Annotated in this window: 22 protein-coding genes; 12 read left to right on the top strand and 10 right to left on the bottom strand. The window is 71.7% G+C overall.

Annotated features, from left to right (window positions below; translation table 11 throughout):
* Positions 1-72 precede the first annotated feature (72 nt).
* Positions 73-1656, top strand: a complete 1584-nt coding sequence (locus ACQPZ4_RS44950; protein ID WP_433050874.1) for a methyl-accepting chemotaxis protein — start codon at positions 73-75, stop codon at positions 1654-1656.
* Positions 1657-1686: 30 nt separating this feature from the next.
* Positions 1687-3723 carry an ATP-binding protein gene (locus ACQPZ4_RS44945; RefSeq protein WP_433050871.1) on the top strand — a complete coding sequence of 679 codons (2037 nt, stop codon included), beginning with the start codon at positions 1687-1689 and terminating at the stop codon, positions 3721-3723.
* On the opposite strand, the gene ACQPZ4_RS44940 is transcribed toward ACQPZ4_RS44945, so the two are convergent.
* Both ACQPZ4_RS44940 and ACQPZ4_RS44935 read right to left on the bottom strand, forming a co-directional pair.
* Positions 3720-4136 (bottom strand): DUF5655 domain-containing protein, encoded by a 417-nt coding sequence (locus tag ACQPZ4_RS44940; protein ID WP_433050868.1) that lies wholly within the window; start codon positions 4134-4136, stop codon positions 3720-3722. The genes ACQPZ4_RS44945 and ACQPZ4_RS44940 overlap by 4 nt on opposite strands.
* A gap of 11 nt (positions 4137-4147) precedes the next feature.
* Positions 4148-4291: a hypothetical protein gene (locus ACQPZ4_RS44935; protein ID WP_433050865.1), complete on the bottom strand. Its 144-nt coding sequence runs from the start codon at positions 4289-4291 to the stop codon at positions 4148-4150.
* Between the two features lie 194 nt (positions 4292-4485).
* Between ACQPZ4_RS44935 and ACQPZ4_RS44930 the strand changes: the two genes are divergently transcribed.
* The 4 genes from ACQPZ4_RS44930 to ACQPZ4_RS44915 all read left to right on the top strand — a co-directional run bounded on the left by ACQPZ4_RS44930 (position 4486) and on the right by ACQPZ4_RS44915 (position 9216).
* A complete protein-coding gene (locus tag ACQPZ4_RS44930; protein WP_433050862.1) occupies positions 4486-5265 on the top strand; it encodes a hypothetical protein in 780 nt (259 codons plus the stop codon).
* A gap of 6 nt (positions 5266-5271) precedes the next feature.
* A complete protein-coding gene (locus ACQPZ4_RS44925) occupies positions 5272-7104 on the top strand; it encodes a diguanylate cyclase domain-containing protein (RefSeq protein ID WP_433050859.1) in 1833 nt (610 codons plus the stop codon).
* A gap of 44 nt (positions 7105-7148) precedes the next feature.
* The gene (gene gsmA / locus ACQPZ4_RS44920) at positions 7149-8024 is read left to right on the top strand and encodes a sporangiospore maturation cell wall hydrolase GsmA (protein ID WP_433050856.1); all 876 of its coding nucleotides are present in this window, start codon (positions 7149-7151) and stop codon (positions 8022-8024) included.
* A 145-nt stretch (positions 8025-8169) separates the two neighbouring features.
* Positions 8170-9216: a hypothetical protein gene (locus ACQPZ4_RS44915; RefSeq protein WP_433050853.1), complete on the top strand. Its 1047-nt coding sequence runs from the start codon at positions 8170-8172 to the stop codon at positions 9214-9216.
* Positions 9217-9233: 17 nt separating this feature from the next.
* On the opposite strand, the gene ACQPZ4_RS44910 is transcribed toward ACQPZ4_RS44915, so the two are convergent.
* Together ACQPZ4_RS44910 and ACQPZ4_RS44905 are read right to left on the bottom strand one after the other, a co-directional pair.
* Complete coding sequence (locus ACQPZ4_RS44910) at positions 9234-9617, bottom strand: hypothetical protein (RefSeq protein WP_433050851.1); 384 nt, start codon at positions 9615-9617, stop codon at positions 9234-9236.
* 41 nt (positions 9618-9658) lie between these two features.
* A complete protein-coding gene (locus tag ACQPZ4_RS44905) occupies positions 9659-9835 on the bottom strand; it encodes a hypothetical protein (RefSeq protein ID WP_433050848.1) in 177 nt (58 codons plus the stop codon).
* A gap of 383 nt (positions 9836-10218) precedes the next feature.
* On the opposite strand from ACQPZ4_RS44905, the gene ACQPZ4_RS44900 reads away from it, so the two are divergent.
* Entirely contained in the window at positions 10219-11625 is a 1407-nt protein-coding gene (locus tag ACQPZ4_RS44900; protein WP_433050845.1) for an RICIN domain-containing protein, read from the top strand.
* 172 nt (positions 11626-11797) lie between these two features.
* Here the strand turns inward: ACQPZ4_RS44900 and ACQPZ4_RS44895 are convergent, their stop codons facing one another.
* Positions 11798-12433 (bottom strand): response regulator transcription factor, encoded by a 636-nt coding sequence (locus tag ACQPZ4_RS44895; RefSeq protein WP_433050842.1) that lies wholly within the window; start codon positions 12431-12433, stop codon positions 11798-11800.
* Between the two features lie 176 nt (positions 12434-12609).
* Between ACQPZ4_RS44895 and ACQPZ4_RS44890 the strand changes: the two genes are divergently transcribed.
* The gene (locus ACQPZ4_RS44890) at positions 12610-12945 is read left to right on the top strand and encodes an MmcQ/YjbR family DNA-binding protein (RefSeq protein WP_433050839.1); all 336 of its coding nucleotides are present in this window, start codon (positions 12610-12612) and stop codon (positions 12943-12945) included.
* Between the two features lie 43 nt (positions 12946-12988).
* On the opposite strand, the gene ACQPZ4_RS44885 is transcribed toward ACQPZ4_RS44890, so the two are convergent.
* Positions 12989-14260 (bottom strand): sensor histidine kinase, encoded by a 1272-nt coding sequence (locus ACQPZ4_RS44885; RefSeq protein WP_433050836.1) that lies wholly within the window; start codon positions 14258-14260, stop codon positions 12989-12991.
* A 31-nt stretch (positions 14261-14291) separates the two neighbouring features.
* Positions 14292-14966 (bottom strand): sensor histidine kinase, encoded by a 675-nt coding sequence (locus ACQPZ4_RS44880; protein ID WP_433050833.1) that lies wholly within the window; start codon positions 14964-14966, stop codon positions 14292-14294.
* Positions 14967-15080: 114 nt separating this feature from the next.
* Here ACQPZ4_RS44880 and ACQPZ4_RS44875 point away from each other — a divergent pair, with 114 nt between their 5' ends.
* From ACQPZ4_RS44875 to ACQPZ4_RS44860, 4 genes are all read left to right on the top strand, one after another.
* Positions 15081-17006: a PAS domain-containing sensor histidine kinase gene (locus ACQPZ4_RS44875; protein ID WP_433050830.1), complete on the top strand. Its 1926-nt coding sequence runs from the start codon at positions 15081-15083 to the stop codon at positions 17004-17006.
* Positions 17003-17710, top strand: coding sequence for a response regulator transcription factor (locus ACQPZ4_RS44870; RefSeq protein ID WP_246655778.1), 708 nt, complete (start codon positions 17003-17005; stop codon positions 17708-17710). Before ACQPZ4_RS44875 ends, ACQPZ4_RS44870 begins: the two co-directional genes overlap by 4 nt.
* 186 nt (positions 17711-17896) lie before the next feature.
* Positions 17897-18625 (top strand): hydrolase, encoded by a 729-nt coding sequence (locus tag ACQPZ4_RS44865; protein ID WP_433050827.1) that lies wholly within the window; start codon positions 17897-17899, stop codon positions 18623-18625.
* Positions 18626-18707: 82 nt separating this feature from the next.
* Positions 18708-20381 (top strand): ATP-binding protein, encoded by a 1674-nt coding sequence (locus ACQPZ4_RS44860; protein WP_433050824.1) that lies wholly within the window; start codon positions 18708-18710, stop codon positions 20379-20381.
* Here the strand turns inward: ACQPZ4_RS44860 and ACQPZ4_RS44855 are convergent.
* From ACQPZ4_RS44855 to ACQPZ4_RS44845, 3 genes are read right to left on the bottom strand one after another with little or no spacing between them, the layout of a single operon-like run.
* Positions 20341-21840, bottom strand: coding sequence for a glycosyltransferase (locus ACQPZ4_RS44855; RefSeq protein WP_433050821.1), 1500 nt, complete (start codon positions 21838-21840; stop codon positions 20341-20343). The genes ACQPZ4_RS44860 and ACQPZ4_RS44855 overlap by 41 nt on opposite strands.
* The gene (locus ACQPZ4_RS44850) at positions 21840-22970 is read right to left on the bottom strand and encodes a HEAT repeat domain-containing protein (protein WP_433050818.1); all 1131 of its coding nucleotides are present in this window, start codon (positions 22968-22970) and stop codon (positions 21840-21842) included. The genes ACQPZ4_RS44855 and ACQPZ4_RS44850 overlap by 1 nt, the downstream gene beginning before the upstream one ends.
* Entirely contained in the window at positions 22967-23341 is a 375-nt protein-coding gene (locus ACQPZ4_RS44845; RefSeq protein ID WP_432978563.1) for a response regulator transcription factor, read from the bottom strand. The genes ACQPZ4_RS44850 and ACQPZ4_RS44845 overlap by 4 nt, the downstream gene beginning before the upstream one ends.
* Positions 23342-23383: the final 42 nt, after the last annotated feature.

The following is a 23383-nucleotide window of genomic DNA, read 5'->3' as shown; positions in this document are numbered from 1 at the left end:
GATCCCGACTTCTCAAGCGCCTCGAAACGCGGCCGATAGGCCGGATGGGGACGCTTCGAGAAGGGCATGTCAATGGCTGGGCTACGCCGGTTCGCGCGCAACCTCCCGATCGCCGCGAAACTCGGCGCGGTCATCGTGCTCGCCGTGCTCACCGTCGGGGCCCTGCTGGTCGTGGGCGTCCGCGCGCTGAGCGCCGACGGCGACCGCGCGCACCAGCTGCAGCGCATCAACGGCCTGACCCGCAGCACCCTCGAGGCCGACATGGCCCACGACGCCGTGCGCGGCGACGTGCTGCGCGTCCTGCTCGCCGCGACCCAGGGCACGGCCACCGCCGACGGCGACCTGGCCGCGCACGCGAAGATCCTCACCGCCGCCATGGCGCTGTTCACCGGGGCGGACATGGAGGCCGACGTGCGCGCGGCCGCGCAGCGGGTCAAGCCGGCCGTCGAGCAGTACCTCCAGCTGGCCACGCAGACCGTCGGCGCCGCGGCCGCGGGGCAGCCCACGACCCAGTCCTACGCCGACTTCCAGGCCGCGTTCGCCACGGTCGAGCAGCAGCTCCCGGCGGTCGGGGACGCGCTCGCCGGGCACGCCAGGGCCGCCGCCGCCGCCGTGGACAGCGAGCGGGTCAAGGCGATCACCGCGCTGTCGCTCGCCGGGGGCATCGGCGTGCTGCTCATCGTGGCCGTGAGCGGGCTCGTCGCCCGCGGCATCATCGCGCCGCTGCGGGAGGTCTCCGGCGTCCTGCGCGGGATGGCCGGCGGCGACCTGTCGCGCACCTCCGGCATCGACTCCACCGACGAGGTCGGCCGGATGGCCCGCGATCTCAACCAAGCCATAGCAAGCGTCCACGGTACCGTCCAGTCGCTCGCCGAATCCGCCCGCACCGTCGCGGGCTCGGCCGAGGAGCTGTCCGGGTCCTCGCAGCGCATCGCCGCCTCGGCCGGGCAGGCCAGCGCCCGGGTCGGGTCGGCCAACGAGGCGGCCGGACAGGTCTCGCTCAACGTCGACACCCTCGCCGCGGCCAGCGAGCAGATGAGCGGCTCGATCGCCGAGATCTCCCGCAACGCCAACGAGGCGCTGCGCGTGGCGTCCGACGCCGTCGGCATGGCCGCGCAGACGAACACCACCATGTCGCGGCTCGGCGCGTCGTCCGTCGAGATCGGCAACGTCGTCAAGCTCATCACCACCATCGCCGAGCAGACGAACCTGCTCGCGCTCAACGCCACCATCGAGGCCGCGCGGGCGGGCGACGCCGGCAAGGGCTTCGCGGTGGTGGCCGGCGAGGTCAAGGAGCTGGCCCAGGAGACGGCGCGGGCCACCGAGGACATCGGCGGGCGGGTCGAGGCGATCCAGGCCGACGCCCAGCAGGCGATCGCGGCCATCGCCGAGATCGGCTCGATCATCGAGCGGATCAACGACTTCCAGGTCACCATCGCCAGCGCCGTGGAGGAGCAGACCGCCACGACCCAGGAGACCACCCGCACGATCAGCGACGTCGCCGGCCGGACCAACATGATCGCGGCGACCATCGGCGACGTCGCGGGCGCGGCCGCGCAGAACAGCGAGGAGGCCGGCACCTCGCTCACCGCCGCGCGCGCCCTCGCCGGCATGGCCGAGCAGATGAACGGCCTGGTCACGCGGTTCAAGTTCTAGCTTGCTTCCATCGGCCCGGAGGACGGTGCAATGCCCAACGGCGAGGCGGAGCTGCGGACGCTGACCGCCCCCGATCGCTGGTCGCGGATCCTGCCGTTCGTGGCGGTCACGGCGCTCGCGTTCGCCATCGCCGGGTTCCCGCCGCGCGTGCATCCCGTCGCGCTGGCCGCCGCCGCGGGCGTGGTGCTGGTCCTGCTGGCCACGGTCGTGCTGGTGCCGTGGCGGCGGCTGCCGGTGCTGCTGGAGGCCGTCCCGCCGCTCGGGTACTTCGGCGTCGTGGTCCTGCTCAACGTCGGCGGCGACGGCGGGCCGGCCGGGTACGCGCCGCTCGCCCTGCTGCCCGTGCTGTGGCTGGGGCTGCACCAGGGCCGGCTCGCCACCGCGATCGGCGTGACCGTCATGGCCCTCGTGTTCGTGGTGCCGGCCGCGCTCGACCCGGACGTGCTGGCGGGGGAGTGGCGCCGCGGCGTGCTCATCGTCGCCATCGGCGTCATCGTGGCCACCGCCGCGCAGGGCTGGACCCGCCGCGCCCGCGCGTCCGCGCGCCAGCTCGTGCGGGCCACCCGCGCCGCCCGCCGGGACCGCGACTTCAACCAGGCGATCCTCGACTCGACCGGCTTCCTCGTGGTCGCCGTCGACGCGACCGGCACCGTGACCGCGTTCAACCGGCGCTGCGAGGAGCTGACCGGGCGGGCGGCGGCGGAGGTGGTCGGGCGGCCGTACCGCAGCCTGGGTCTGTCCGCTCTGGACGACGCGCGCCTGGCCGCGGAGCTCGCCGGGGTGCCCGCGGAGCAGTTCCCGGGCACGGCCGAGCGCGACTGGATCGTCCCCGGCGGCCGGCGGCGCATCGTGTGGAGCAGCGCCGCCCTGCACGACGACGAGGGCCGCCTCACGCACATGATCTGCACCGGCATCGACGTCACCGACCAGCGGCGCACCGAGCGGCTCTTCGCCGACGTGCTCGCGGCCGCGACCGAGCTCGCCGTCGTCGGCGTGGACCGGGCCGGGACGGTGACCGTGTTCAACGCGGGGGCCGAGCGGATGCTGGGGTACCGCGCGCAGGACGTCGTCGGCTCCGCTGACCTCGCGGTCTTCCACGCCCCCGGCGAGCTCGACTCCCTGGAGGCGCTCTTCGCGCCCGCGCGGGCCGGCGACACCGAGGCCCGCGAGTGCGTCTACCGCCGCCGGGACGGCACCCACCTGCCGGTCGCGCGCACGGTGAGCGTCATCCGGGACGAGTCGGGCGACGTCGGCGGGTACCTCAGCGTGGCCCGCGACATCACCCGCGAGCGGCGCACCGTGGAGGCGATGCGGCACGCCCTGGACCGCGAGCGCGACGCGACCGCGCGCCTGCGCGAGCTGGACAAGGTGCGGGCCGACCTGGTGGCGACCGTCTCGCACGAGCTGCGCACGCCGCTGACGAGCATCCTGGGCAACGTCGAGGTGATCGTCGACGGCGACGCCGGCCCGGTCGCGCAGGCCCAGGCCCGGCTGCTGGCCGCCGTCGAGCGCAACGCGCGCCGCCTCCTCGCGCTGATCGAGGACCTGCTGATGCTGTCTCGCATCGAGGCCGGCGCGGTGAAGATCAACGCCAGCCCGGTGCGGATCGCCGCGGTGGTCGCCGGCGCGCTCGAGGCGCTGGCGGCGGTGCGCGGGCAACGGGACGTACACCTGGAGATCGACCTGCCCGAAGAGCCGATCCTCGTCGACGGCGACCGCGACCAGCTCGAGCGCGTGATCATCAATCTGCTCGACAACGCCCTGAAGTTCACCCCGCCGGGCGGGAGCGCGCGGCTGAGCGCGGACCTGGACGGGGAGCAGGTGCGGCTGACCGTCTCCGACACCGGGATGGGCATTCCGGAGGACGAGATCGACCAGATCTTCGAGCAGTTCTTCCGGTCCAGCCGCTCGCACGAGCGGCAGAGCCAGGGGACGGGGCTGGGGCTGGCAATCACCAAGACCATCGTGGAGCGGCACGGGGGGCGGATCTGGGCCACGCCGGCCACGGGGCAGGGCACGGTCGTGACGTGCCTGCTGCCGCGCGCCCAGCTGGTGGCGTCGGCTTAGTTCTGTGCGTCCGCGTAGGCCTCTGCTATCCAGCCCAGCATGCGCTCGTCGACGGCGTCGCCGTCCTTGATGCGCACCACGTTCACGAACCGGCCGCGGCCGATCGGGTAGTGCCGCACCACGCGCGCGTCGTCGACCTTCCGGGGCAGGTAGAGCTCGACGGAGAGGGCGCGGGCCATGGGGCGGATCTCGGCGAGCTTGCGGTCGCGCTTGAGGAACACCCCGACCTGCACCGCGTCCTCGTGGATCGGGCCCAGGTCGTCGAGGAACGCGATGATCGCGTCGTAGGCTTCGCGCTGGTACTCGGGGCGGCCCGCGAAGGTGTCGTCGACGGTGCAGCCGGGCACGCAGACGTGGCCCTGGCCCGCCTTGTCGAATTCCCGCTCGCACTGCGGGCAGACCCACCGCGGCATCGGCGTCGATGCTACAGCGAGTTGCCGAACAGGGTGATCACCGCGACCAGGGTGACGCCCAGCAGGATGGCGCCCAGGCCGATGTCGAGCGTGGCCGCGCCCCGGTCGCGACCATGGCGGGCGGAGCGGTCGAGCAGCTTCACGAGCACCTTCATGGTTCGTCCCCCTCAACTCGGTGTAGTCAAAGCATGACCGAAGGTGAGCGGCTCGTCTGTCCGACGATCACCCGACGCGGCGGTGCGGGGTGGGTGTCGAGCAGGCGCGGATGGGCAGCTAGCGGGCCATGGCGTCACGGGCGCATTTGCCGAAAGTCACCCCTGCGAGGGCTTGCGCGGATCAGAATGGAAACGTGCCGAAGATCGACACTGGTCTGGCGGCGGTACTGCGGGCACTCGTGCTGGTGCTCTGCGCGGCCTGGCTGGTGGGCGAGCCGCCGATGACCCTGCAGACCGCGAAGTTCGCCATCGTGATCCCGGGTCCCCCGCACGGACAGCCCGCCGAGGCGGCGATGGACGGCGGGCGCTGCGCCGACCCGGCCGGCACCTGGCTGGGCATGCGCTGGCGCAACGAGCTCAAGTGGCGGGTCAACGAGAAGACGATCCCCGCGTACCTCGGCGACCGCGCCACCGTCGTCAACTCCCTGCGCAGCGCGGCCTACACCGTGGACACCGGGCGCAACTTCTGCGGCCTGCCCGAGAACCTCGGCATCTCCGAGTCGTACGAGGGCAAGACCGACCACGTCGCCGGCGTCACCCCCTCGGGCGGCTGCGGCGAGCGCGACGGGCACAACGCGGTCTCGTTCGGCCCGCTCAACCAGGGGCTGCTCGCCGTGACGTGCATCTGGTGGTACGGCGGCAAGGACAACGGCCGCAGCGTCGAGACGGACATCCTCATCGACGACACCGAGGGCCTGTTCTTCACCAGCACCCCGCCGTCGTGCAGCAACCGCTGGGACCTGGAGGGCACGGTCACGCACGAGTTCGGGCACGCCTTCGGGCTCGGGCACGTCTCGTTCGCGCAGCACTCCGCGCTCACCATGACCGACGGGCTGCCCGACTGCTCCACCGCCTACCGCGGGCTCGGCCTCGGCGACTACCTGGCGCTCAAGCAGCAGTACGGGACCAACTGAGCGCACGTGTGGCGCGTATACCTGGCGGCGGCGGTCGTCGTGTCCCCGGTGGCCCTGCTGAACGCGGGGCCGCCGGCGCGCCTGGCCAATCTCGCGCTGCAGGCGAGCGCGGTCGCCGCCACCGCCGCCGGCATCCGGCGCAACCGTCCCGAGGCCCGCCGCGCCTGGCTGCTGCTGTTCGGCGCGCTCGCGCTGGTGTTCACCGGCAACATCGCCTGGGGCGCGCAGTCCATGCTGCACCTGCCCGCGCCCGCGAGTCCGGTGCTGCTCGACTGGACCTTCTATCTCGCCTTTCTCAGCGGTACCGCCGGGCTGTTCCTCCTGGCCCGCCACGGCAACGGCCGCACGCCGTGGGAGTCGCTCATCGACGCCGGCATCGTCACCATCGGCGTGGCCATTCCGGTGTGGAGCTTCCTGGTCGAACCGCGCGTCGCCGAATACGGGCTCGGCCCCGGCGAGCTCGCCACCCGCCTCGTCTTCCCGGTCTGCGACCTGGTCATCGTGGCCATGACGACCCGCGTCTGGTTCACCGCCGGCACGCGCTCACCGGCCGCCGCGATGCTCACCCTCGCGCAGTTCTGTCTGCTCGCGGCGGACATCCGGTTCTGGTCGCAGACGCGCGACATGGCCGACGCGGGCTTCGACCGGCCCGCCGCGGCCGCGTGGCTCGCCTGGTTCGCCCTGTGCGCGGCGGCCACCCTGCACCCCGCGATGCGCGGGATCGGCGGCGATGCCGAAAAAGCCAGGCGCCGCAGCGGTACCGCCGGACGCTTCGTCCTGCTCCTGCTGCTCTCCCTCGTCGGCCCGGCGGTGCTCGCGCTCGAGTCCGGCGCGAGCGCGATCGGCCGGCACGTCGTGGTCCCCGGGTTCGCCGCCGCGCTGGCCGTGCTGCTCGTCGTGCGCATGCAACTGAGCAACCGCCTCGCGCAGCGCCGCGCGGACGAGCTGGCGTACCGCGCGACCCACGATCCGCTCACCGGCCTGGGCAACCGCGCACTGCTCGCCGACCGGCTGCGCGATACGCCGGACGGGGAGCTGCTGCTGCTCGACCTGGACGGCTTCAAACAGGTCAACGACACCTATGGACACCCGGCCGGCGACCGCCTGCTCGTGACCGTCGCCGAGCGGCTGCGCGCCGTCGTGCCCCCGGGCGACGTGCTGGTCCGCCTGGGCGGCGACGAGTTCGCGGTGATCACGGAGGATCAGGCGGTACCGGCGCGGATTCTGGCGTCCTTGCGCGAACCCTATGTGCAGGACGGCCGCGAGTTGTCCGTCACGACCAGCATCGGCCGGCTGCCGCTGCGCGCTTCGGCCGACCCGTTGCGCGACGCCGACCTCGCGCTCTATGCGGCCAAGGCGGCCGGCCGCAACCAGGTCGTGCAGTTCGAACCGGGCATGCGCGACGCGAACCGCAACTCCGACGCGCTGCGCCTGGCGTTCGCGGCCGGCGAGTTGCTCGTGCGGTACGAGCCGATCGAACCCGGCTTGTTCGCGGCGCGCATCAGCTGGCCCCCGCACGACTCGCTCGCGTTGCTCGCCGCGGCCGAGAGCGCCGGCCTGGTCGTCCCGATCGGCGCCTGGCTGCTCGACCGCGCCTGCGCGGACGCGGCCGCCGGCGGCTTCACCGTCGCCGTGCCGGTCTCCGTCCTGCAGCAGCGCGACCCGCAACTGTTCGGCACCGTCCTCGCCACCCTGCGCCGGCACGCCCTGCCGCCGGCGTCGCTCACGCTCGTGCCGCAGGGCACCGGAGCGCTCGACCGCCTCCGCGCGGAGGGCGTCGGCGTGGGCCTGGCAACGACCTGGCACCCGGCGCGGAACGAGGCCAGCAACGCCGGTTGACGACCTTTGAGGGGACCTGCCCACCCCTCTTGGGAGATCAACCGATGTTGCGCAGTTTCAAGAAGTACGTCTTCGCTCCGGTGCTGGCCCTTGCCGCGACCGCCACGACCCTCGTCGTGGCCGCTGCACCGGCCGACGCCGCCGTTGTCAGCGTTCGCGTCAAGGGCTCACTCGCCGCTCGTACCGGCGCCGCCAACTGGTTCGGCAAGACCCGCACCATCAAGAACAAGCAGAAGGTCACCGTCACCTGCCGCGTGAGCGGCCAGTACCTCCGCGGCAACGTGCGCAGAACCGCGCAGTGGGACCGCACATTGGTCGGCGACTACATCTCGCACGCGTACGTCTCGGGCAACCCGAAGCTCCCGGTCTGCGCCCCGCCGGCCCCCGCCCCGGTTGTCGCCGCCCCGGTCGCCGCCGTCCCGATGGGCCCGACCGGCACGATGACGAACGAGCAGTTCCTGGCCGCCGCGATCGCCCCGGCCCAGCAGAGCCAGCGCGACACCAAGGTCCCCGCCTCGGTGACCCTGGCCCAGGCCATCCTCGAGTCCGGCTGGGGCCGCAGCTCCCTGTCGGCGAACGACAACAACTTCTTCGGCATGAAATGCTTCAACAACGCCCCCGGCTCGTACGCCGCCGGCTGCAAGTCCTACTCGACCCAGGAGTGCACCGCCCAGGGCGCCTGCACCACGACGGTCGCCACGTTCCGCACGTACCGCGGCTCGGTCGACTCCTTCCGCGACCATGGCGCAAACTTGAAGTCGCTGTCGCGGTACGCGGCCGCCTTCAACTACACGAACAACCCGAACCAGTTCATCGCCGAGGTTCACAAGGCCGGGTACGCCACGGACCCCCAGTACACGACGAAGGTCGTCAACCTGATGGCGAAGTACAACCTGTACCAGTACGACCTGAACGTCTGACCTCTTCTCCACCCACGGCGGCCGTCTCCCTTCACCGGAGGCGGCCGCCGTCGTTTTCGTTCGTCAGGCTTCGTCGCTCTGCGGCCGCCTTCGTCGTCAGGGCACCGAGCAACTCCTCGTGGACGATGCGGCTTAGATTCGGCGGGTGGCGCAGACACATCAGCTGCAGGTCGACGGCGGCCGGCTGACCAAGCGGTACGTGTCGTGGTCACGCGGAGAACACCGCCGCGAGTGGGCCGTGCTCCGCCGGGTGCACGACCGGCATCCGGACCTGGTGCCCGAGCCGCTCGACGCAGACCTGGACGCCGACCCGCCCACCATCGCCATGAGCCTGCTGCCCGGCACGCCGCTGCCCGGCGGGTCGGACACCGATCCGCAGACCGCGCCGGCCACTGCGCTGGACGCCAATCGGCGGGCCGCGCTGCACGGTGGGCTGGACGTCGATCGACGGGCCGCGCTGGACGGTGGGCCGGACGCCGATCGGCGGGCCGCGCTGGACGGTGGGCTGGATCTCGATCGGCGGGCCGCGCTGAACGATGGGCTGGACGCCGGTCGGCGGGACGAGGCTTTGAACGGCGGACTGGGCGTCGATCGGCAGGCCGCGCTGCCCGGCGGGCTGGACGCCGCTCGGCGGGCCGCGCTGAACAGCGGGCCCGGCGTCCATCAGCAGGCCGCGCTGTCCGATGCGCTGCGCCGGTTGTGGTCAACGCCGTGCGGCGACCTGCCCCCGCGCCGGGATCACCCCGCGGAACTCCCGGCGGTGATGGCCGAGCGCATGGCCGGACTGGAGCTGCCGGGCCGGGCGGGGGAGGCCGCTCACGCCGCCCGGTCCTTCCTGGCCGGGCTCCGCCTCGGTCCCGCCCGCACCACCGTGCTGGGCCACGGCGATCCGAACCTCGCCAACTACCTGTGGGACGGACAGCGGATCCGCATCGTCGACTTCGAGGACGCCGGCCGGTCCGACCCCGAGTTCGAAATGGCCGACCTGGTCGAACACGTCGGCGCCCGGGGTGCGGACTGGGCCGGTTTTCTCGCCCGGTTCGACCTCGACGGCGACCGGCTGCTCGACGCGCGCCGGCTCTTCGCGACGTTCTGGCTGCACCTGCTCCGGCCCGGTGGCCCAGCCGAACGCCGCAACCCGCCCGGCTCGCTCGACCGGCAAGCCGAGCGGCTCCTCGACCTGTTGAGCTGACCGGCCGGCCGACGTGCCTAGTGCTCGCCGAGCCAGGATGGCGGCTGGGCGGCCTTGGCGGCGAGTCGTTGCTGCAGCGGGAACCTGTGCGTGATCAGGCGGGTCCGTGCCTCCTCGAGCTCGTGGGGTTCGAACAGTTCGGCGAACCACGGCAGGCAGGCCGCGAACTCGACGCTGTCCTCGAGTTTGTCGAGCTCGTACAGCCGCTGGAAGCCGTACGACGTGTGGCGGGGGTCGGCCAGCAGGTGTTTCGCCGCGCCGACCACGCCGTTGTGGCGTTGCACCATTTCCAGGAACTGGAACGGGTTGTAGCCGAGCTTGCGCAGTTTTGGGATGCCGTCGAGCACGTGGCGGTTGAACCGCTCGCGCAGCGCGGCAATGCGCTCGGTCTCCCTGGTCATGGGCCGCAGCCTACGAAGCTGGCGGGCGCCGCGAAAGGGTGTCAAGGCCAGGACTCGTACAGCGCCGCGGCGGCTGCCAGCACCGCCACCGCCGCGACGGTGAGCCAGCGCCTTGCCGGGCCGTGGCGTAGGAGCAGTGCCGCCGCGCTCAGGACGACGCCGGCAATGAGCACCGGTAGTCGAGGGGTCGCCGGCGAGAGTCCGTTGTGGACACTCATCACGGCGATCGCGAGCAGCGGGCCTAGTGGGACTGTCAGTAGTGCGCCCAAGCCGAAGCGTAGGCGTTGTCGTGGTGGGCCGGTTCCGGTGGCCATGCGTGGCCTGGTCGGAGCGGCATGCTTTGCGGAACCCATCCGCAGCCCCCGATCTCGCCGATGTGTTCGCCATCCAGCCTGGGCCTCCAAGAGCGGCCGGTCCAGAGTCGGTTTCTGCCTGTGGATAACCTCCGGCTGCGAGTAGTGAACAAAGTTAAACAATTCGCCGTCGGAGATTGTTCGATGGCAACGAAGTGGGACAGACTGGGCGCTCCTGACCCGTCCGCCAGCGGGAGATGCCCATGTTTCGATTTCAGTTCAGGCCGCGGCGCAAGGTTCTTGCCATTGTGGCGGGGGCCTTGCTCGTCGTCGGTATCGGTACGGCGCCCGCGTGGGCGCAGCAACAGCAGCAGGGGCCGCCGGATCCCACGATCCCGGCCAACGATCACGCGCGGGGGCTCAACTACGACGGGTTCAAGGTCGGCACCGGGCGCTGCAAGGGCCTGTTCGAGGTCAAGAACGTGCCCGGCGCCTGTACGCACGGGCCCGACGCGGCGTTCGCCGGCATGGATGTGAGCAAGTCCGTCGCGCCGCTCGCGGAGGCGAAGAGTGTCACCCAGGCCGCGGCCGCCGCGAACATCGTCTGTGACGGGGACGGGCAGTCCGGCAACCGGGTGCAGGTGCTGTACGTGCGCGGGTCCAGCAATGCCGACCGGCTCGGGCAGTACCTCAGCTCCATCCGCACCTGGACCCAGGGTGTGGACGACATCTACAACGCCAGCGCCGCGCAGACCGGGGGCGTGCGGCACATCCGGTTCGTGACCGACAGCTCGTGCAACATCTCGGTCACCAGTGTCGCCATCGCCAACAGCGCGCTGAGCGACTTCGGCAACTCGGTCAACGCGATCAAGGCGGCCGGGTACAACCGGACCGATCGCAAGTACCTCATGTACGTGGACGCGACCGCGCTGTGCGGCGTGGCGTACGTGACGCTTGACGACCGGCCGGGGCAGGAGAACTACAACAACTCGGGGGCCAGTTTCAGCCGCGTGGACTCGGGCTGCTGGAGCTCCGGGCCGGCGGCGCACGAGCTGACGCATGCGATGGGTGCGGTGATGAGCAGTTCGCCGAACCACACGGCGTACGGCCACTGCACCGACGACTACGACATCATGTGCTACAACGACGGGCCCGGCACCGTCATGCGCATCGTCTGCGGCGACCAGGCCCAGGACAACCGGCTGGACTGCAACAAGGACGACTACTTCAACACCAACCCGCCCGCGGGGTCGTACCTCGCGACGCACTGGAACACGGCCAACAACCGGTTCCTGCTCACCAGCGGCGGGTCAAGCGGCGGCTCGAAGACCGGGCCCGTGAAACTCGCGCAACTGAACAAGTGCGTCGATGTGAACGCCTCCGGTACGGCCAACGGCACGAAGATCCAGGTGTGGACGTGCAACGGCACCGGTGCGCAGAACTGGACGTTCCCGGGTGACGGCACGGTGCGGGCGCTCGGCAAGTGTCTCGACGTCACGTCGGCCGGCACCGCCAACGGCACGAAGCTGCAGCTGTGGGACTGCAACGGCACGGGCGCGCAGCAGTGGACGTACGCGTCCGGCACGCAGGCGCTGCGCAACCCGGCGTCCGGGCGCTGCCTGGACGACCCGAACAGCAGCACCACCGACGGCACCCAGTTCCAGATCTGGGACTGCAACGCCACGAACGCGCAACGGGTCACGATCCCGGCGTGAGTGCAAAACGGCAACGCCACAATCGCGCAACGGGTGACGATGCCGGCGTGAGCGCAAAAACGGCAACGCCACGAACGCGCAACGGGTGACGATGCCGGCGTAACAAAACGCGCAGGAAAGAGTTCGGCCCGGCTCCGGGGGGAAGGAGCCGGGCCGAAGCTTTTCATTCCCTTCAAGCGGCGTCGGCCGACACCAGCAGCCCCTGGTTGACCGCGGCCATGAGCGCCTGCGAGCGGTTGTTGACGCGCAGCTTGGAGTACAGCCGCGACACGTACGTCTTGACCGTCGCCTCCGACACCGCCAGCCGCTGTGCGATCGTGGGCAGCGACAGGCCGTCCCGCATGAGCGACAGCACCTCCTGCTCCCGCTGGCTCAGCAGGCCGGTCTGCCCGCGGCGGCGCTGCAGGGCGGAGGACAGGCCCGGCGCGGTGAACGAGTGCGGGGCGACCGCGGCGTGGCGGATCGCGGCCAGGACGGACGAGATCGGGGCGGCCTTCGTGACGTACGCGGACAGGCCCGCGTCCAGCGCCCGGTACAGCAGGTTGTCGTCGCTCACCGCGCTCAGCAGCACGACGCCCAGGTCCGGGCTCGTGGCGCGCAGCTTGCGGGCCAGCGAGATGCCGTCGGTGTCGGCGAGCGAGGCGTCGATCGTCACGACCTCGGCGTGCGTCTCGGCGACGACGCGCTCGGCCTCGGCCGCGCTGCCGGCCTCGCCGACGAGGGTGATGTCGGGAACCGTGGCCACGACCCGGTTGAGACCGAGGCGGAGAAGGACGTGTTCGTCGACGGCGACCAGGCGGATCGTCATCTTGGGTCTCCCTAAACTGGGGTGTGGCCTGGGCAAATGCTGTTGCCCGACCAGCGTCGCAGCGGGAGAAGGGAGGCAGCTAGAGGCTGCAATGGACCTGCGCTCGTCGGCACCCGTGCTGCACCGGAGGACAATCGGACACCGGCCGACACTCGTCCTCATTTAGGCTGAAGCGCATGTCGGACCTGGTGACACGGGTGCGCGCGATCTGCCTCGCGCTGCCGGAGGTGACCGAGCACGTCAGCCACGGCACGCCGCTGTTCAAGCGCCGGAAGAAGGCGTTCGTGCAGCTGTGGCCGGACGGGCACCACCAGAACGACTTCCCGCACCTGTGGGCCGCCGCGCCGGAGGGCGTGCAGGAGCTGCTCATCGAGCAAGATCCGCAGGTGTACTTCCGGCCGCCCTACGTCGGACACCGAGGCTGGATCGGCATGCGGCTGACCGCCCCGGACTGGGACGACGTCGAAGAGCGAATCGAAACCGCCTACGAGACGAGCGCCGGCCGCGCCTGACCGCGCCCGCCGGGGCGGACGTGGCGGCGCGCATCGGCGGCGCTCAGGAGACGAGCGCCAGCCGAACCTGATCGGCGGGCTTCGGCAGTGTGATGCGCATGGTGGTACCGCCGCCTGGTGTTTCGTCTATGACGAGGGTGGCGTCGTGGGCCTCGACGATGCGCTGACACGTCGCCAGGCCGATGCCGGAGCCCTCGACGTCGGTGCGCAGCCGGGTGAACATCTCCAGCACGCGCGGGCGGTCCTCGGGTGCGATGCCGATGCCGTTGTCGGCGATGTTCAGCGTCCAGCCGGTCGTGGACTCATCGGCGGTGAGCGCGATGTGCGACTCGCGGCCGCGGTCGCGGAACTTGAGCGAGTTGCTCACCATGTTCTGGATCAGCACGCGCAGCTGGGTGGCGTCGCCGACGACGGTGGGCAGCCGGCCGATCTCGACCACGGCCTGGGAGGCGGCGATCGCGGTGCCGACGTCCTCGACCACCTGGCGGGCGATCGAATCCAGGGAGACCTCGGTGAACGTGGGCCGGCCGCCGAGGGAGGCGTGCGAGAGGACGTCCTCGATCATGCGCCACATGCGGGTGGCCGAGGACAGCGCGCGATCCACGCAGCGCTTGCCGTCCGGGTCGGCCGCGACCGCCGGGATCTCGGAGAGCATGGCCACGAAGCCGAGCACGCCGGTCAGCGGGTTCTTGAGGTCGTGGCTGACCTGGCCGGCGAAGTGCTGCAGCGATGAGTTGGAGCGCTGCAGCTCGCGGCTGGTGCGGTGGACCTTGTCCAGCGCCACCTCCAGCAGCTGGCCGTGCCGGTGCAGGTCCATCACGTCCATGACCATGCGGGCCAGCTTGTCCAGGCCCTCGCGCTGGTCCGGGCTCAGGTCGTGCGGCTCGGTGTCGAAGACGCACAGCGTGCCCAGCACGTGGCCGTCCCGGTTGCGCAGCTGCGAGGAGGCGTAGAAGCGCACGTCGTGGATCACGCCGGTGACGAACGGGTTGTCGGCGAAGCGCGGGTCCTGGGTGGCGTCGCGCACGACGACGGTCTCCGGCTCGACCATGCTGATCGCGCACATCGAGTCCCCGCGGTCGCACACGTTGCCCTCGAACCCGAACGCGGCCATCTGGATCTGCTGCGACGCCGAGATGAGGTTCACCACGGCGTTGGGCACGCCGCACACGTACGCCGCGAGCTCCACCACCGACGGCAGGTCCGGCAGCGGGGGACCGCCCACGATGCCGTACTCGGCCAGGGTTCTGAGCCGCTCCGGCTCGTTCTCCGGGACCGGGAACGTGCGCGGCTTGATGAACGACGACGTGCTCATGCGGCCGACCATAGGCGCGCAAAGTTGCAGGTCACGGGAAACGCAGGGGAAGGGCGATCCGGACGGTCACACCTGGCCGGTCGACCGACGTGACCATGGTGCCGCCGTGCCGGGCGGCGATCTCGCGGCCGAGCATCAGGGCGAGCGCTCCGGTGCGGTGCTCGCCGGTCCGCTCGGGGTGTGGAATGCGCATGGAGAGCAGCCGTTCGGCCGTCAGTGCGGTACCGGTGGCGCAGGAAATCGTGACGTGCCAGCGCTCGTCGGCGTAGTGCGCCTCGGCCTCGGCCGCTCCCGTGAGCGCGACGATCTGCACGGCGGTGTGCAGGAGCTCGTGCAGCAGCACCCGATCGCCCATGAGGTCCGGTCCGTCGCCGCAACGCAGCGGTACACCGGGAAACTCCAGCAGCTCGGAGACGCGCAGCGGGGCGACGTCCAGCGGCGTCTCGGCCGTCTCCAGGCTGGACAGCAGCAGCAGGTCGGCCACGATGACCTGCATGTGCTCGGCGTTGCGCCGGATCACGCCGATCGCCGCCTGCCGGTCCGCGGCCGTGAGCGGCAGCGTCTCGTCCACCGACTCGAGCATCGTCGCGAACGTGATGATCGATGTGAGCGGCGTGCGCAGCTCGTGCGAGGCGACGCGGATGAACTCCGTGCGCAGCTGGGCCAGGTCGGTGGCGGCCGGACTGTCAGCCGTTTCGTCGTCCATCAGCACCCGCTCGGTCCTCCGGAAACGTTACAGGACATGTCATTACATTGCGTAGGATATGTGTGTACCGACAGTAAGCGACGAATGCCGCGTTCGCTGCCGGCGAGGAGTGCTTTGCGAGGAGAGACCGACCGCCTGGTCGACACGGGCCTGATCGAGGGCGCCGTGGTCGACCTGGTCGTCCGTGCGGCGAACGCGGCCACCGTGGTGGACGCGCAGCGGCTCGTGGCCGAGCTGCGGTGCTTCTCCGGCGTGCGCACGGCCGACATCGTCCCCGCGGTGCTGCCGGCCGTCGGGGAGCTCGACCTGCTCGACCGGCTGCCCGTCGGGCCGGCGCAGTGGGGCCAGGAGCTGCGGGTCGAGTTCAGCGCCGCGCCCGCGCGGGCCGAGCTGCTGCCGGCCGCCTCCGAGATCGCCGCCGCGGCCGACCGCGCCCTCGCGCAGCCGTGCCGCGCGGTGCCGCCCCCGCCGATGCACGGCTCGCCGGTCGCCTGGGCGATCACCACCGGCGCCCGCGCGATGATCGTGCTGGTCGACCCGGCCCGGGGCTGGAGCGCGCTGTCCGACTCGTTCACCAAGGTGCTCGGCTACGACCGGCTCTGCCCGGCCGACTTCCGGCTGCTCGACATCGTGCACCCGGACGACCGCCCGGCCGCGGTGGCGCTGTTCCTGGCGTGCTGCGCGGGCCGGGTGCCCGACCACGCGGTGGATCTGCGCGTCTGCACGGTCAACGGCCGCTGGCGCATCGTCGAGGTCGGCGCGCGCAGCTTCGTCGACGACGACGAGGTCGGCGCCGTGGTCTTCTTCGGCCTGGACGTCACCGCCCAGCGCGACGCCGAGCGGGCCGCGCGGGTCGAGCAGCAGCGCCTGGCCCGGCTGGTCGAGACGATGGACGACGGGCTGCTGATGCTCGACGAGGGCGGCCACGTGTGCCTGGCCAACCGCGCCGCGCACAAGCTGCTGGACACCGGCATGCTCGACGTGAGCCCCGAGCACGACCCCGACGACGCCGAGCCCCTCGACTGGGCCCAGGTCATCGAGCGCACCATCGCGCGGCTCGGCCACGCGTCCGCGCACGTCGACCGCCTGCGGATCGGGTTCCGGACCCGCCGGGCCGTCATCGGCGAGGAGCTCGCCTTCGAGGACGGCCGGGTGCTGGAGCTGGACCTGGTGCCCGTCACCGGTCCGGCCGGCCCGGGCGGCACGGACGGCGGCACGCTCATCCATCTGCGTGACGTCACCGCGCGGGTGGCCGTGCGCCGCGGCCTGGAGGAGCGCAGCCGGGGCCTCGAAGAGCGCAATCAGGCCCTCGTCGAGGCGACCGCGCTCAACAACGAGTTCATCGCGAGCGTCTCCCACGAGCTGCGCGGGCCGCTGTCGTCGGTGGTCGCGTTCTCGCACCTGCTCGGCGACAGTACGAGCGGCGAGCTTTCCGAGGATCAGCAGACGTACCTCTCCGTCATCGACCGCAACGCCAACCGCCTCCTGCGCCTCATCGAGGACCTGCTCCTGCTGTCCCGCCTGGAGGCGCGCACCCTGCAGCTCAAGCCGACGCCCACCCGGCTGCCGGAGCTGCTCACGGTCGCGGTGACCGAGCGCATCCCGGCCGCCGGTGCGGCCGGCATCGACCTGGTCCTCGAGTGCGCCGAGGGCCCGGACATCGTCTGCGACGACACCCGCGTGCACCAGGTCGTGGACAACCTGGTGAGCAACGCGGTGAAGTTCACGCCCAGCGGCGGGCGGGTCACGGTGAAGGCCTGGCCCGGCCCCGACGGCGAGGGCTGGAGCGTCGCCGTCGCCGACTCCGGGGTGGGCATCCCGGCCGCGGACCTGCCGCGGTTGTTCAGCGCGTTCTTCCGCGGTTCCAACGTGACCGCGGCGGTCGGGCGGCAGGTCATGCCCGGCACGGGACTCGGGCTGGTCGTCAGCCGGGCCATCGTCGAGTTACACGGCGGCAGCATCAGCGTCGCCAGCACTGAAGGGGTCGGCACGACGGTCACGCTGTCGTTGCCCACGCGACCGGCACGAAATGGGGGATGATCGTGAGCCGACTTCTCGTCGTCGAGGACGATCCGGATATCGCCATGGCGCTACGCCTGCTCCTGACGCGAGCGGGCCATCAGGTCGCGCACGCCAAGGACGGCCGGACCGGGCTGAGGGACGCCTACACCGAGCGCCCGGAGCTCGTGATCCTCGACATCGGGCTGCCCGGGATGGACGGCTGGCAGGTGCTGGAGCGGCTGCGGGACGTCAGTGACGTACCGGTGCTGCTGCTGACGGCGCACGGGCAGGAGTCCGACAAGGTCCGCGGCCTGCGCGGCGGGGCCGACGACTACCTGACCAAGCCGTTCACCAACGCCGAGCTGGTGGCCCGCGTCGAGGCGCTGCTGCGGCGCAGCGCCGGGCCGGCGTCGTGGGCCGACGAGGTGTACGACGACGGGGTCCTGCGCATCGACCCCGCCGCTCGCCGCACCTTCGTGGCGGGCGACGAGGTGCGCCTGACGCCGACGGAGTTCCGCCTGCTGAACGTGCTCGTCCGGCACGCCGGGGCGGTGCTGTCGCCCAACCAGCTGCTCGCGCAGGCGTGGGACGACCCGACGGGGATCGGGCCGGAGCGCGTCAAGTTCGCGGTGCTGCGGCTGCGGCGCAAGCTGGGCTGGACGGACCCCGACGCCTCGCCGATCGAGTCCGTCAGAGGCTTCGGCTACCGGTACCGCCGGCCGGTCATGGATCGCGCCGAATAGCCGACCTCTCAGCGTACATGTCGGATTTATCGCCTGACCGGGTATAAATCCGACATGTCGCGGCGAGGGACGAGCCCGACATGTCGCCGCTCAACCGAGCCGCACCCAGGCGGGAACGGTCGTCGCGACCCGTGGTGGCGAATCTGAGAAGGTCCCGCCACGACGACCACGAAATGAGTCGCCCACATGATCGACCTCTCCGCCGACGGACACGTCCACACCGCGTTCTCGTCCGGGCGCGACAGCGTCTCGGTGCTCGTCGCCGCGGCCGAGCAGGCCGGGCTGACGGAGCTCGTCTTCGCCGACCGCGTGGGCCCGGACACGAGCTGGCTGCCCCCGTACCTGTCGTCGATCCAGCGCGCCCAGCAGCGCACCGACGTCGTGCTGCGCCGCGGCGTCGAGGTCGAGGCGATCGGCATCGACGGCTGGCTCGCGTTCCCGTCCGACCTGAGCGGCCTGGAGGTCATCTCGGTCGGGCTGAACCGCCTGCCGCTGGCGGCCGGGCTGCTGAGCCCTGACGCGGTACGGACGCAGATCGAGTCCGGCGCCATGCGCGCGCTGGACGTCATCGACCAGGTCGTCACCGTCACCGGGCTGGCCGTCGAGCGGGTGTCCCGCTACGCGCCGACGCGGCTGGCCCGCCCGCTGGACTTCCTGATCCGGGCCGGCATCGACGAGGCCGCGGTGCCCGACGCCGCGCTCGCCGAGCTGGTCGAGTCCCTGCGCGCCAACGGCACCGTGGTCGAGCTCAGCGAGCGGCACCGGCTGCCCGGGCTGCGCCTGGTGCAAGCGTGCGCGGACGCGGGCGTGCGGCTCGTGGCGGCCAGCGACGCGGTGCGGGCGAGCGAGGTCGGCGCGTACCGGTACGTCCGGGAGATCGCGGCCGGCGTCGTGGGGGCCGCCGCGGCCGTCTGAGCTGCCGGGGTTCGCTTTCCGACCCGCCGTCGTTCGCCTGAAACGGGCTAATGGCGGCGGGTCCGGCATTTAGGATCAAGGTGTGCCGAAGGATCGCGAACTCGTCCTCGTCTCACTCCTGCAGGAGGCGACGCGGATCGCGAACGAAGCCGACGACATCCGTGACGCCGGGCTCCCGGTGATCAACGCGGTCTGCGCGGCGACCGGCTGGCCCGTGGGCCACCTGTGCCTGCCGGACGAGCGCGACCGCCGGGTCTTCGTCTCCACCGACGTGTGGCACGAGGACGTGCCGGGGGAGTTCGCCGAGCTGCGCAAGGCCAGCGAGGACGTGCGCTTCCCGCTGGGTGCCGGGATCGTCGGGCGGGCCGCCAAGACCGGCCGCCCGCAGTGGATCGCGGACGTGACCACCGAGCCCGCGCTGGTGCGACCGGCCGTCGACTGCGTCGGCTCGGCCATCGCCTTCCCGATCACCGGGCGCGGGATCGTCGCCGCGGTGCTCGAGTTCTTCACCCGCGAGCCGGTTGCGCCCGACCACGGCCTGCTGGAGATCATGTCCGACGTCGGCATCCAGCTCGGTCGGGTCGCCGACCGCATGGCCGCGCGCCAGGCGCTGCTGTTCGGCGCGCAGCGGCTGGAGCGCATCCTCGACAGCTGCGTCGAGGCGTTCGTCGCCATGGACGAGGGCGGCATGATCACCTCCTGGAACACGACCGCCGAGAAGGTGTTCGGGCTGTCCCGCGAGGAGGCGATCGGCCGGCGGCTGGCCGACACGATCGTGCCGCCGCAGTACCGCGAGGCGCACCACATGGGCGTCGGGCGCTTCCTGACCACGGGGGAGAAGCGGGTCCTCGACAACCGCATCGAGATCACCGCGTGGCACGCCAACGGCTACGAGTTCCCCGTCGAGCTCGCCGTGTGGGCGGTGCAGGACCCGATGATGGGCTGGACGTTCAACGCGTTCGTGCACGACATCACCGACCGCAAGCGCACCGAGGACGCGCTGCGCCACGCGTACGAGCACGAGCGCGAGGCCGTCTCCCGCCTGCGCGAGCTCGACGTGGCCAAGAGCGACTTCGTGGCCACCGTGTCGCACGAGTTCCGCACGCCGCTGACGAACGTGATCGGCCATCTCGAGGTGCTCACGTCGGGCGACGCCGGACCGCTCACTTCCGCGCAGACGCGCATGCTCGGCGTCATCGGCCGCAACTCCGACCGGCTGCGCGCGCTCGTCGAGGACCTGCTCACCATCTCCAAGGTGGAGGCCGGCGTCTTCGACCTGGAACTGCGCGAGACCGACCTGCACGAGGTGCTCGCGGCCGCGTGCGCCGCCGTGGAGCCCCGGGCCAAGCGCCGCGGCCACCGGCTCGTGCTGGCCGTCGAGGGGCAGCTGGGCGCGGTCGAGGCCGACCCCGAGCAGCTGCAGCGCGCGCTGTCCAACCTGCTCGTCAACGGCGTCAACTTCACCCCCGACGGCGGGCTGGTCGAGCTGACCGCGCGGGTCGAGGGCGAGCACGTGGAGATCAAGGTCCGCGACAACGGCGTCGGCATCGCCCCCGAGGAGCAGCCGCAGCTGTTCACGCGCTTCTTCCGGGGCGCGTTCGCGGTGCGCGAGGCGGTCCAGGGCGCCGGGCTCGGCCTGGCCATCACGAAGACCATTGTGGAGGGTCACGGCGGCGAGATCGCCGTGGACAGCCTGCTCGGGCACGGCACCACGTTCACGATCCGGATTCCGCGCGCGCGTCCTCTCTGGCTTTAGCCGGCTCCTGCGCCGTCTGTTCAAAAGCCTGCGTCTGTACCGTCTGAAAGCCCGTCCGCGTCATCTCGCCCCACACGTGCTTGCTCCCGCGGATCGCCGACCACATGCCCATGACCCGCCACAGGGCGGTGAGCTGCCGGTAGCCGACGTTCTCCAGGATGGACGCGAGCACCGAGGCGACCAGGTCCGTCCACCGGTGGTAGCGGTGGAACGAGTACTCCTCCACGGTCAGCGCGATCAGGTTGAGCAGCAGCGCGTAGCCGTAGGCGACGGCGATGAACACGAGGGCGAAGCGCGCGTTGACGGCGCCGACGTACAGCCCGAGCGGCACCAGGATCACGCCGGCCAGCTCGATCAGCGGCGCGAGCAGTTCGAACAGGACGTAGTACGGCATCGCGACCATGCCGATCCGCCCGTACCGCGGATTCAGGATCATGCTCTTGTGCTTGCCGAGGATCTCGCTGATCCCGCGGTGCCACCGGCGGCGCTGCTTGCCCAGCACCTTGAGCGTGCTGGGCGCCTCGCTCCAGGAGACCGGCTCGGCCACGAACACGATGCGGTAGTCGCGCTTCTGCCGGCGCAGGTGCTTGTGCAGCCGCACCACCAGCTCCGCGTCCTCGCCGATGCAGTCGTGCGCGAGCCCGCCGACCTCGATGAGCAGTTCGCGGCGGAAGATGCCGAACGCGCCGGAGATGATGAGCAGCCCGCCGATGCGCGACCAGCCGGTGCGCCCGAGCAGAAACGCGCGCAGGTACTCGACCACCTGCACGCGCGGCAGCCAGTTCCGGGGCATCTTGACGTCGACGATGCGGCCCGCCACCACGGTGCAGCCGTTGGCGACGCGGATGACGCCGCCCGACGCGACCGTGCGCACCGGGTCGTCGGAGAACGGCTTGGCCACGGACAGCAACGCCTGCGGGTCCAGAATGGAGTCCGCGTCGACCATGCACACGAGCGGATGCTGCGCGACGTTGATGCCGGTGTTGAGCGCGTCGGTCTTGCCGCCGTTCTCCTTGCGCACCACCACGAGCGGGTCGGGCCGGTCGCGGGGCACGTGGATGGAGATGATGCCGCCGCGGGTCGGGGTCGCATCCGGTACGACACGGGGCACCTCGACGAGTCCGAACTCCTCCCGCAGCCGCTCGAAGGTGTCGTCGGTGGAGCCGTCGTCGATGACGATGACCTCGAAGACGGGGTAGCGCAGGGCGAGCATCGCCTGGACGGACTGCACGATGCCGGCCGACTCGTTGTGCGCGGGAACGAGCACCGAGACGGGTTCGGTGAGCGGGCTGCGGTACGTCTCCTCGTGCCCGGCGAACGGAATCCGCCGCAGGTGATGCACGAACTCGGCGCCCGCGAGCACGATGAGCACCAGGTAGCTGCTGTTGATGAGCAGGAAGTACGTGAGGATGAAGACGTCCGTCACCGCGAGGACGTCCCGGACCCAGTCGGCGACCACTAGGGCACCAGCTGCTTGCGGCGGTCGTCGAGCTCGGCGGCGGCCAGGGCCTCGCGGGCGTGCGCGGCGCTCAGCAGGATGTCGGGGTCCGGTTCCTCGTCGGGGTCGGCGCTGTGCCGCGGCCGCACGTGCGCGCGGTGCTCGGTCGCGACCAGGGCGGCCCGGCCCGCGTTGCCCAGCCGCAGCAGGGAACGCGCGGCGTTGTGGGCGACCGCGTACTGCTCGTCGGCCAGCAGCGCCGTCAGGTTCGGGGCCGCGCTCACCGCGCCGAGCTCGCCGAGGGCCTTGGCCGCCTCCGCGCGCAGGACCGGCGGGTGCTGGGGCTCCAGGGCGTCCAGCAGCGGGGCCAGGGCGGTGCGGGTGCCGAGCCGGCCCAGGGTGCGCGCGGCCGCGACGCGGACCTCGACGGCCGGATCCGCACGCAGCGCGCTCTCCACGCGCACGGTCGCGCCGGCCGCGCCGATCAGCCCGAGCACCTCGGCCGCGCAGGCGCGGATCGGCGCCCGCGGGTCGTCGAGGGCGGCGAGGAGGGCGCCCTGGGCGGCGGTACCGAGGCGGGTCAGGGCGGTTGCGACCACGTGCGCGGGCACCGTGCGGCGGCTGGGCAGCGTGGCCAGCAGCGGCTGGGTGGCCCCGGCGTCGCCGATGCGCCCGAGCGAGCGCGCCGCGACCACGCGCACGTCCGCGTCCGGGTCGCCGAGCAGGTCGCACAGCGGCAGCAGCGCGTCCTTGCGGCCCAGGTTGCCCAGCACCTCGGCGGCGAGCGCCCGGGCGACCGGGTCGCGCCGCTTGAGCTGGCTGCGGGCCCGCCAGGCGGCGCCGCGGCGCTCGAAGACGTCCACGAGCGCGGTGTGCGCCTCGCCGCGGACCTTGCCCAGCAGGGCGATCGCGCTCGGCTCGACGGCGAGCCAGACGTCCTCGGGAAGGCGCACCAGTTCCTCGATCTGCGCGGGGTCGTCGTCGCCGGCGGCGATGGCGAGCAGCAGCTGACGGGCGGGCTTGGCGAGCCGCGCGCGCCGGGCCTCGCGGGAGCCGCGCACGGTGCGGCCGACCACGATGAGGCCACCGAAGACGAGCGCGGCGAAGAGCAGGACGATCAGCGCCACCAGCGCGGCGCTCGCGAGCGTCACGTGCGCATGCGGGCCAGGACCGCCTCGACCCGGCTCACCAACTCCCGCGGGCTGAAGGGTTTGACGATGTAGTCGTCCGCGCCGGCGCCGAAGCCGACCTCGACGTCGCCCTCCTGGGCGCGCGCGGTCAGCAGGATGATCGGCAGGGCCTTGGTGCCCTGCTCCTGGCGCAGCTGCCGGCACACGTCGATGCCCGACATGCCGGGCATCATGACGTCGAGCACGACGAGGTCCGGGGGGTTCTCGGTCGCCGCGGTGAGGGCGGCCAGGCCGTTGTCCACCGCGACCACGTCGTAGCCCGCCTGCTCCAGCTTGAAGGCGACGAGGTCCCGGATGTCCATGTCGTCGTCGGCGACCAGGATCGCGGTCATATCTCGATCTTATGCGGCATATACGGTTGATATCCCGAAATA

Source organism: Dactylosporangium sp. CS-033363, assembly GCF_050942475.1.
In the GTDB taxonomy this organism is placed as follows: Bacteria; Actinomycetota; Actinomycetes; order Mycobacteriales; family Micromonosporaceae; genus Dactylosporangium.
This window is presented reverse-complemented; position numbering and strand designations above follow the sequence as displayed.

Bases quoted from the DNA above. Each gene is read 5' to 3' on its own strand.
- ACQPZ4_RS44950 (WP_433050874.1), top strand. From the start codon at position 73: ATGGCTGGGCTACGCCGGTTCGCGCGCAACCTCCCGATCGCCGCGAAA.
- ACQPZ4_RS44895 (WP_433050842.1), bottom strand. From the start codon at position 12,433: ATGACGATCCGCCTGGTCGCCGTCGACGAACACGTCCTTCTCCGCCTC.
- ACQPZ4_RS44865 (WP_433050827.1), top strand. From the start codon at position 17,897: ATGATCGACCTCTCCGCCGACGGACACGTCCACACCGCGTTCTCGTCC.
- ACQPZ4_RS44945 (WP_433050871.1), top strand. From the start codon at position 1,687: ATGCCCAACGGCGAGGCGGAGCTGCGGACGCTGACCGCCCCCGATCGC.
- ACQPZ4_RS44935 (WP_433050865.1), bottom strand. From the start codon at position 4,291: ATGAAGGTGCTCGTGAAGCTGCTCGACCGCTCCGCCCGCCATGGTCGC.
- ACQPZ4_RS44880 (WP_433050833.1), bottom strand. From the start codon at position 14,966: ATGGACGACGAAACGGCTGACAGTCCGGCCGCCACCGACCTGGCCCAG.
- ACQPZ4_RS44885 (WP_433050836.1), bottom strand. From the start codon at position 14,260: ATGAGCACGTCGTCGTTCATCAAGCCGCGCACGTTCCCGGTCCCGGAG.
- ACQPZ4_RS44940 (WP_433050868.1), bottom strand. From the start codon at position 4,136: ATGCCGCGGTGGGTCTGCCCGCAGTGCGAGCGGGAATTCGACAAGGCG.
- ACQPZ4_RS44905 (WP_433050848.1), bottom strand. From the start codon at position 9,835: ATGAGTGTCCACAACGGACTCTCGCCGGCGACCCCTCGACTACCGGTG.
- ACQPZ4_RS44845 (WP_432978563.1), bottom strand. From the start codon at position 23,341: ATGACCGCGATCCTGGTCGCCGACGACGACATGGACATCCGGGACCTC.
- ACQPZ4_RS44890 (WP_433050839.1), top strand. From the start codon at position 12,610: ATGTCGGACCTGGTGACACGGGTGCGCGCGATCTGCCTCGCGCTGCCG.
- ACQPZ4_RS44910 (WP_433050851.1), bottom strand. From the start codon at position 9,617: ATGACCAGGGAGACCGAGCGCATTGCCGCGCTGCGCGAGCGGTTCAAC.
- ACQPZ4_RS44870 (WP_246655778.1), top strand. From the start codon at position 17,003: ATGATCGTGAGCCGACTTCTCGTCGTCGAGGACGATCCGGATATCGCC.
- gsmA (WP_433050856.1), top strand. From the start codon at position 7,149: ATGTTGCGCAGTTTCAAGAAGTACGTCTTCGCTCCGGTGCTGGCCCTT.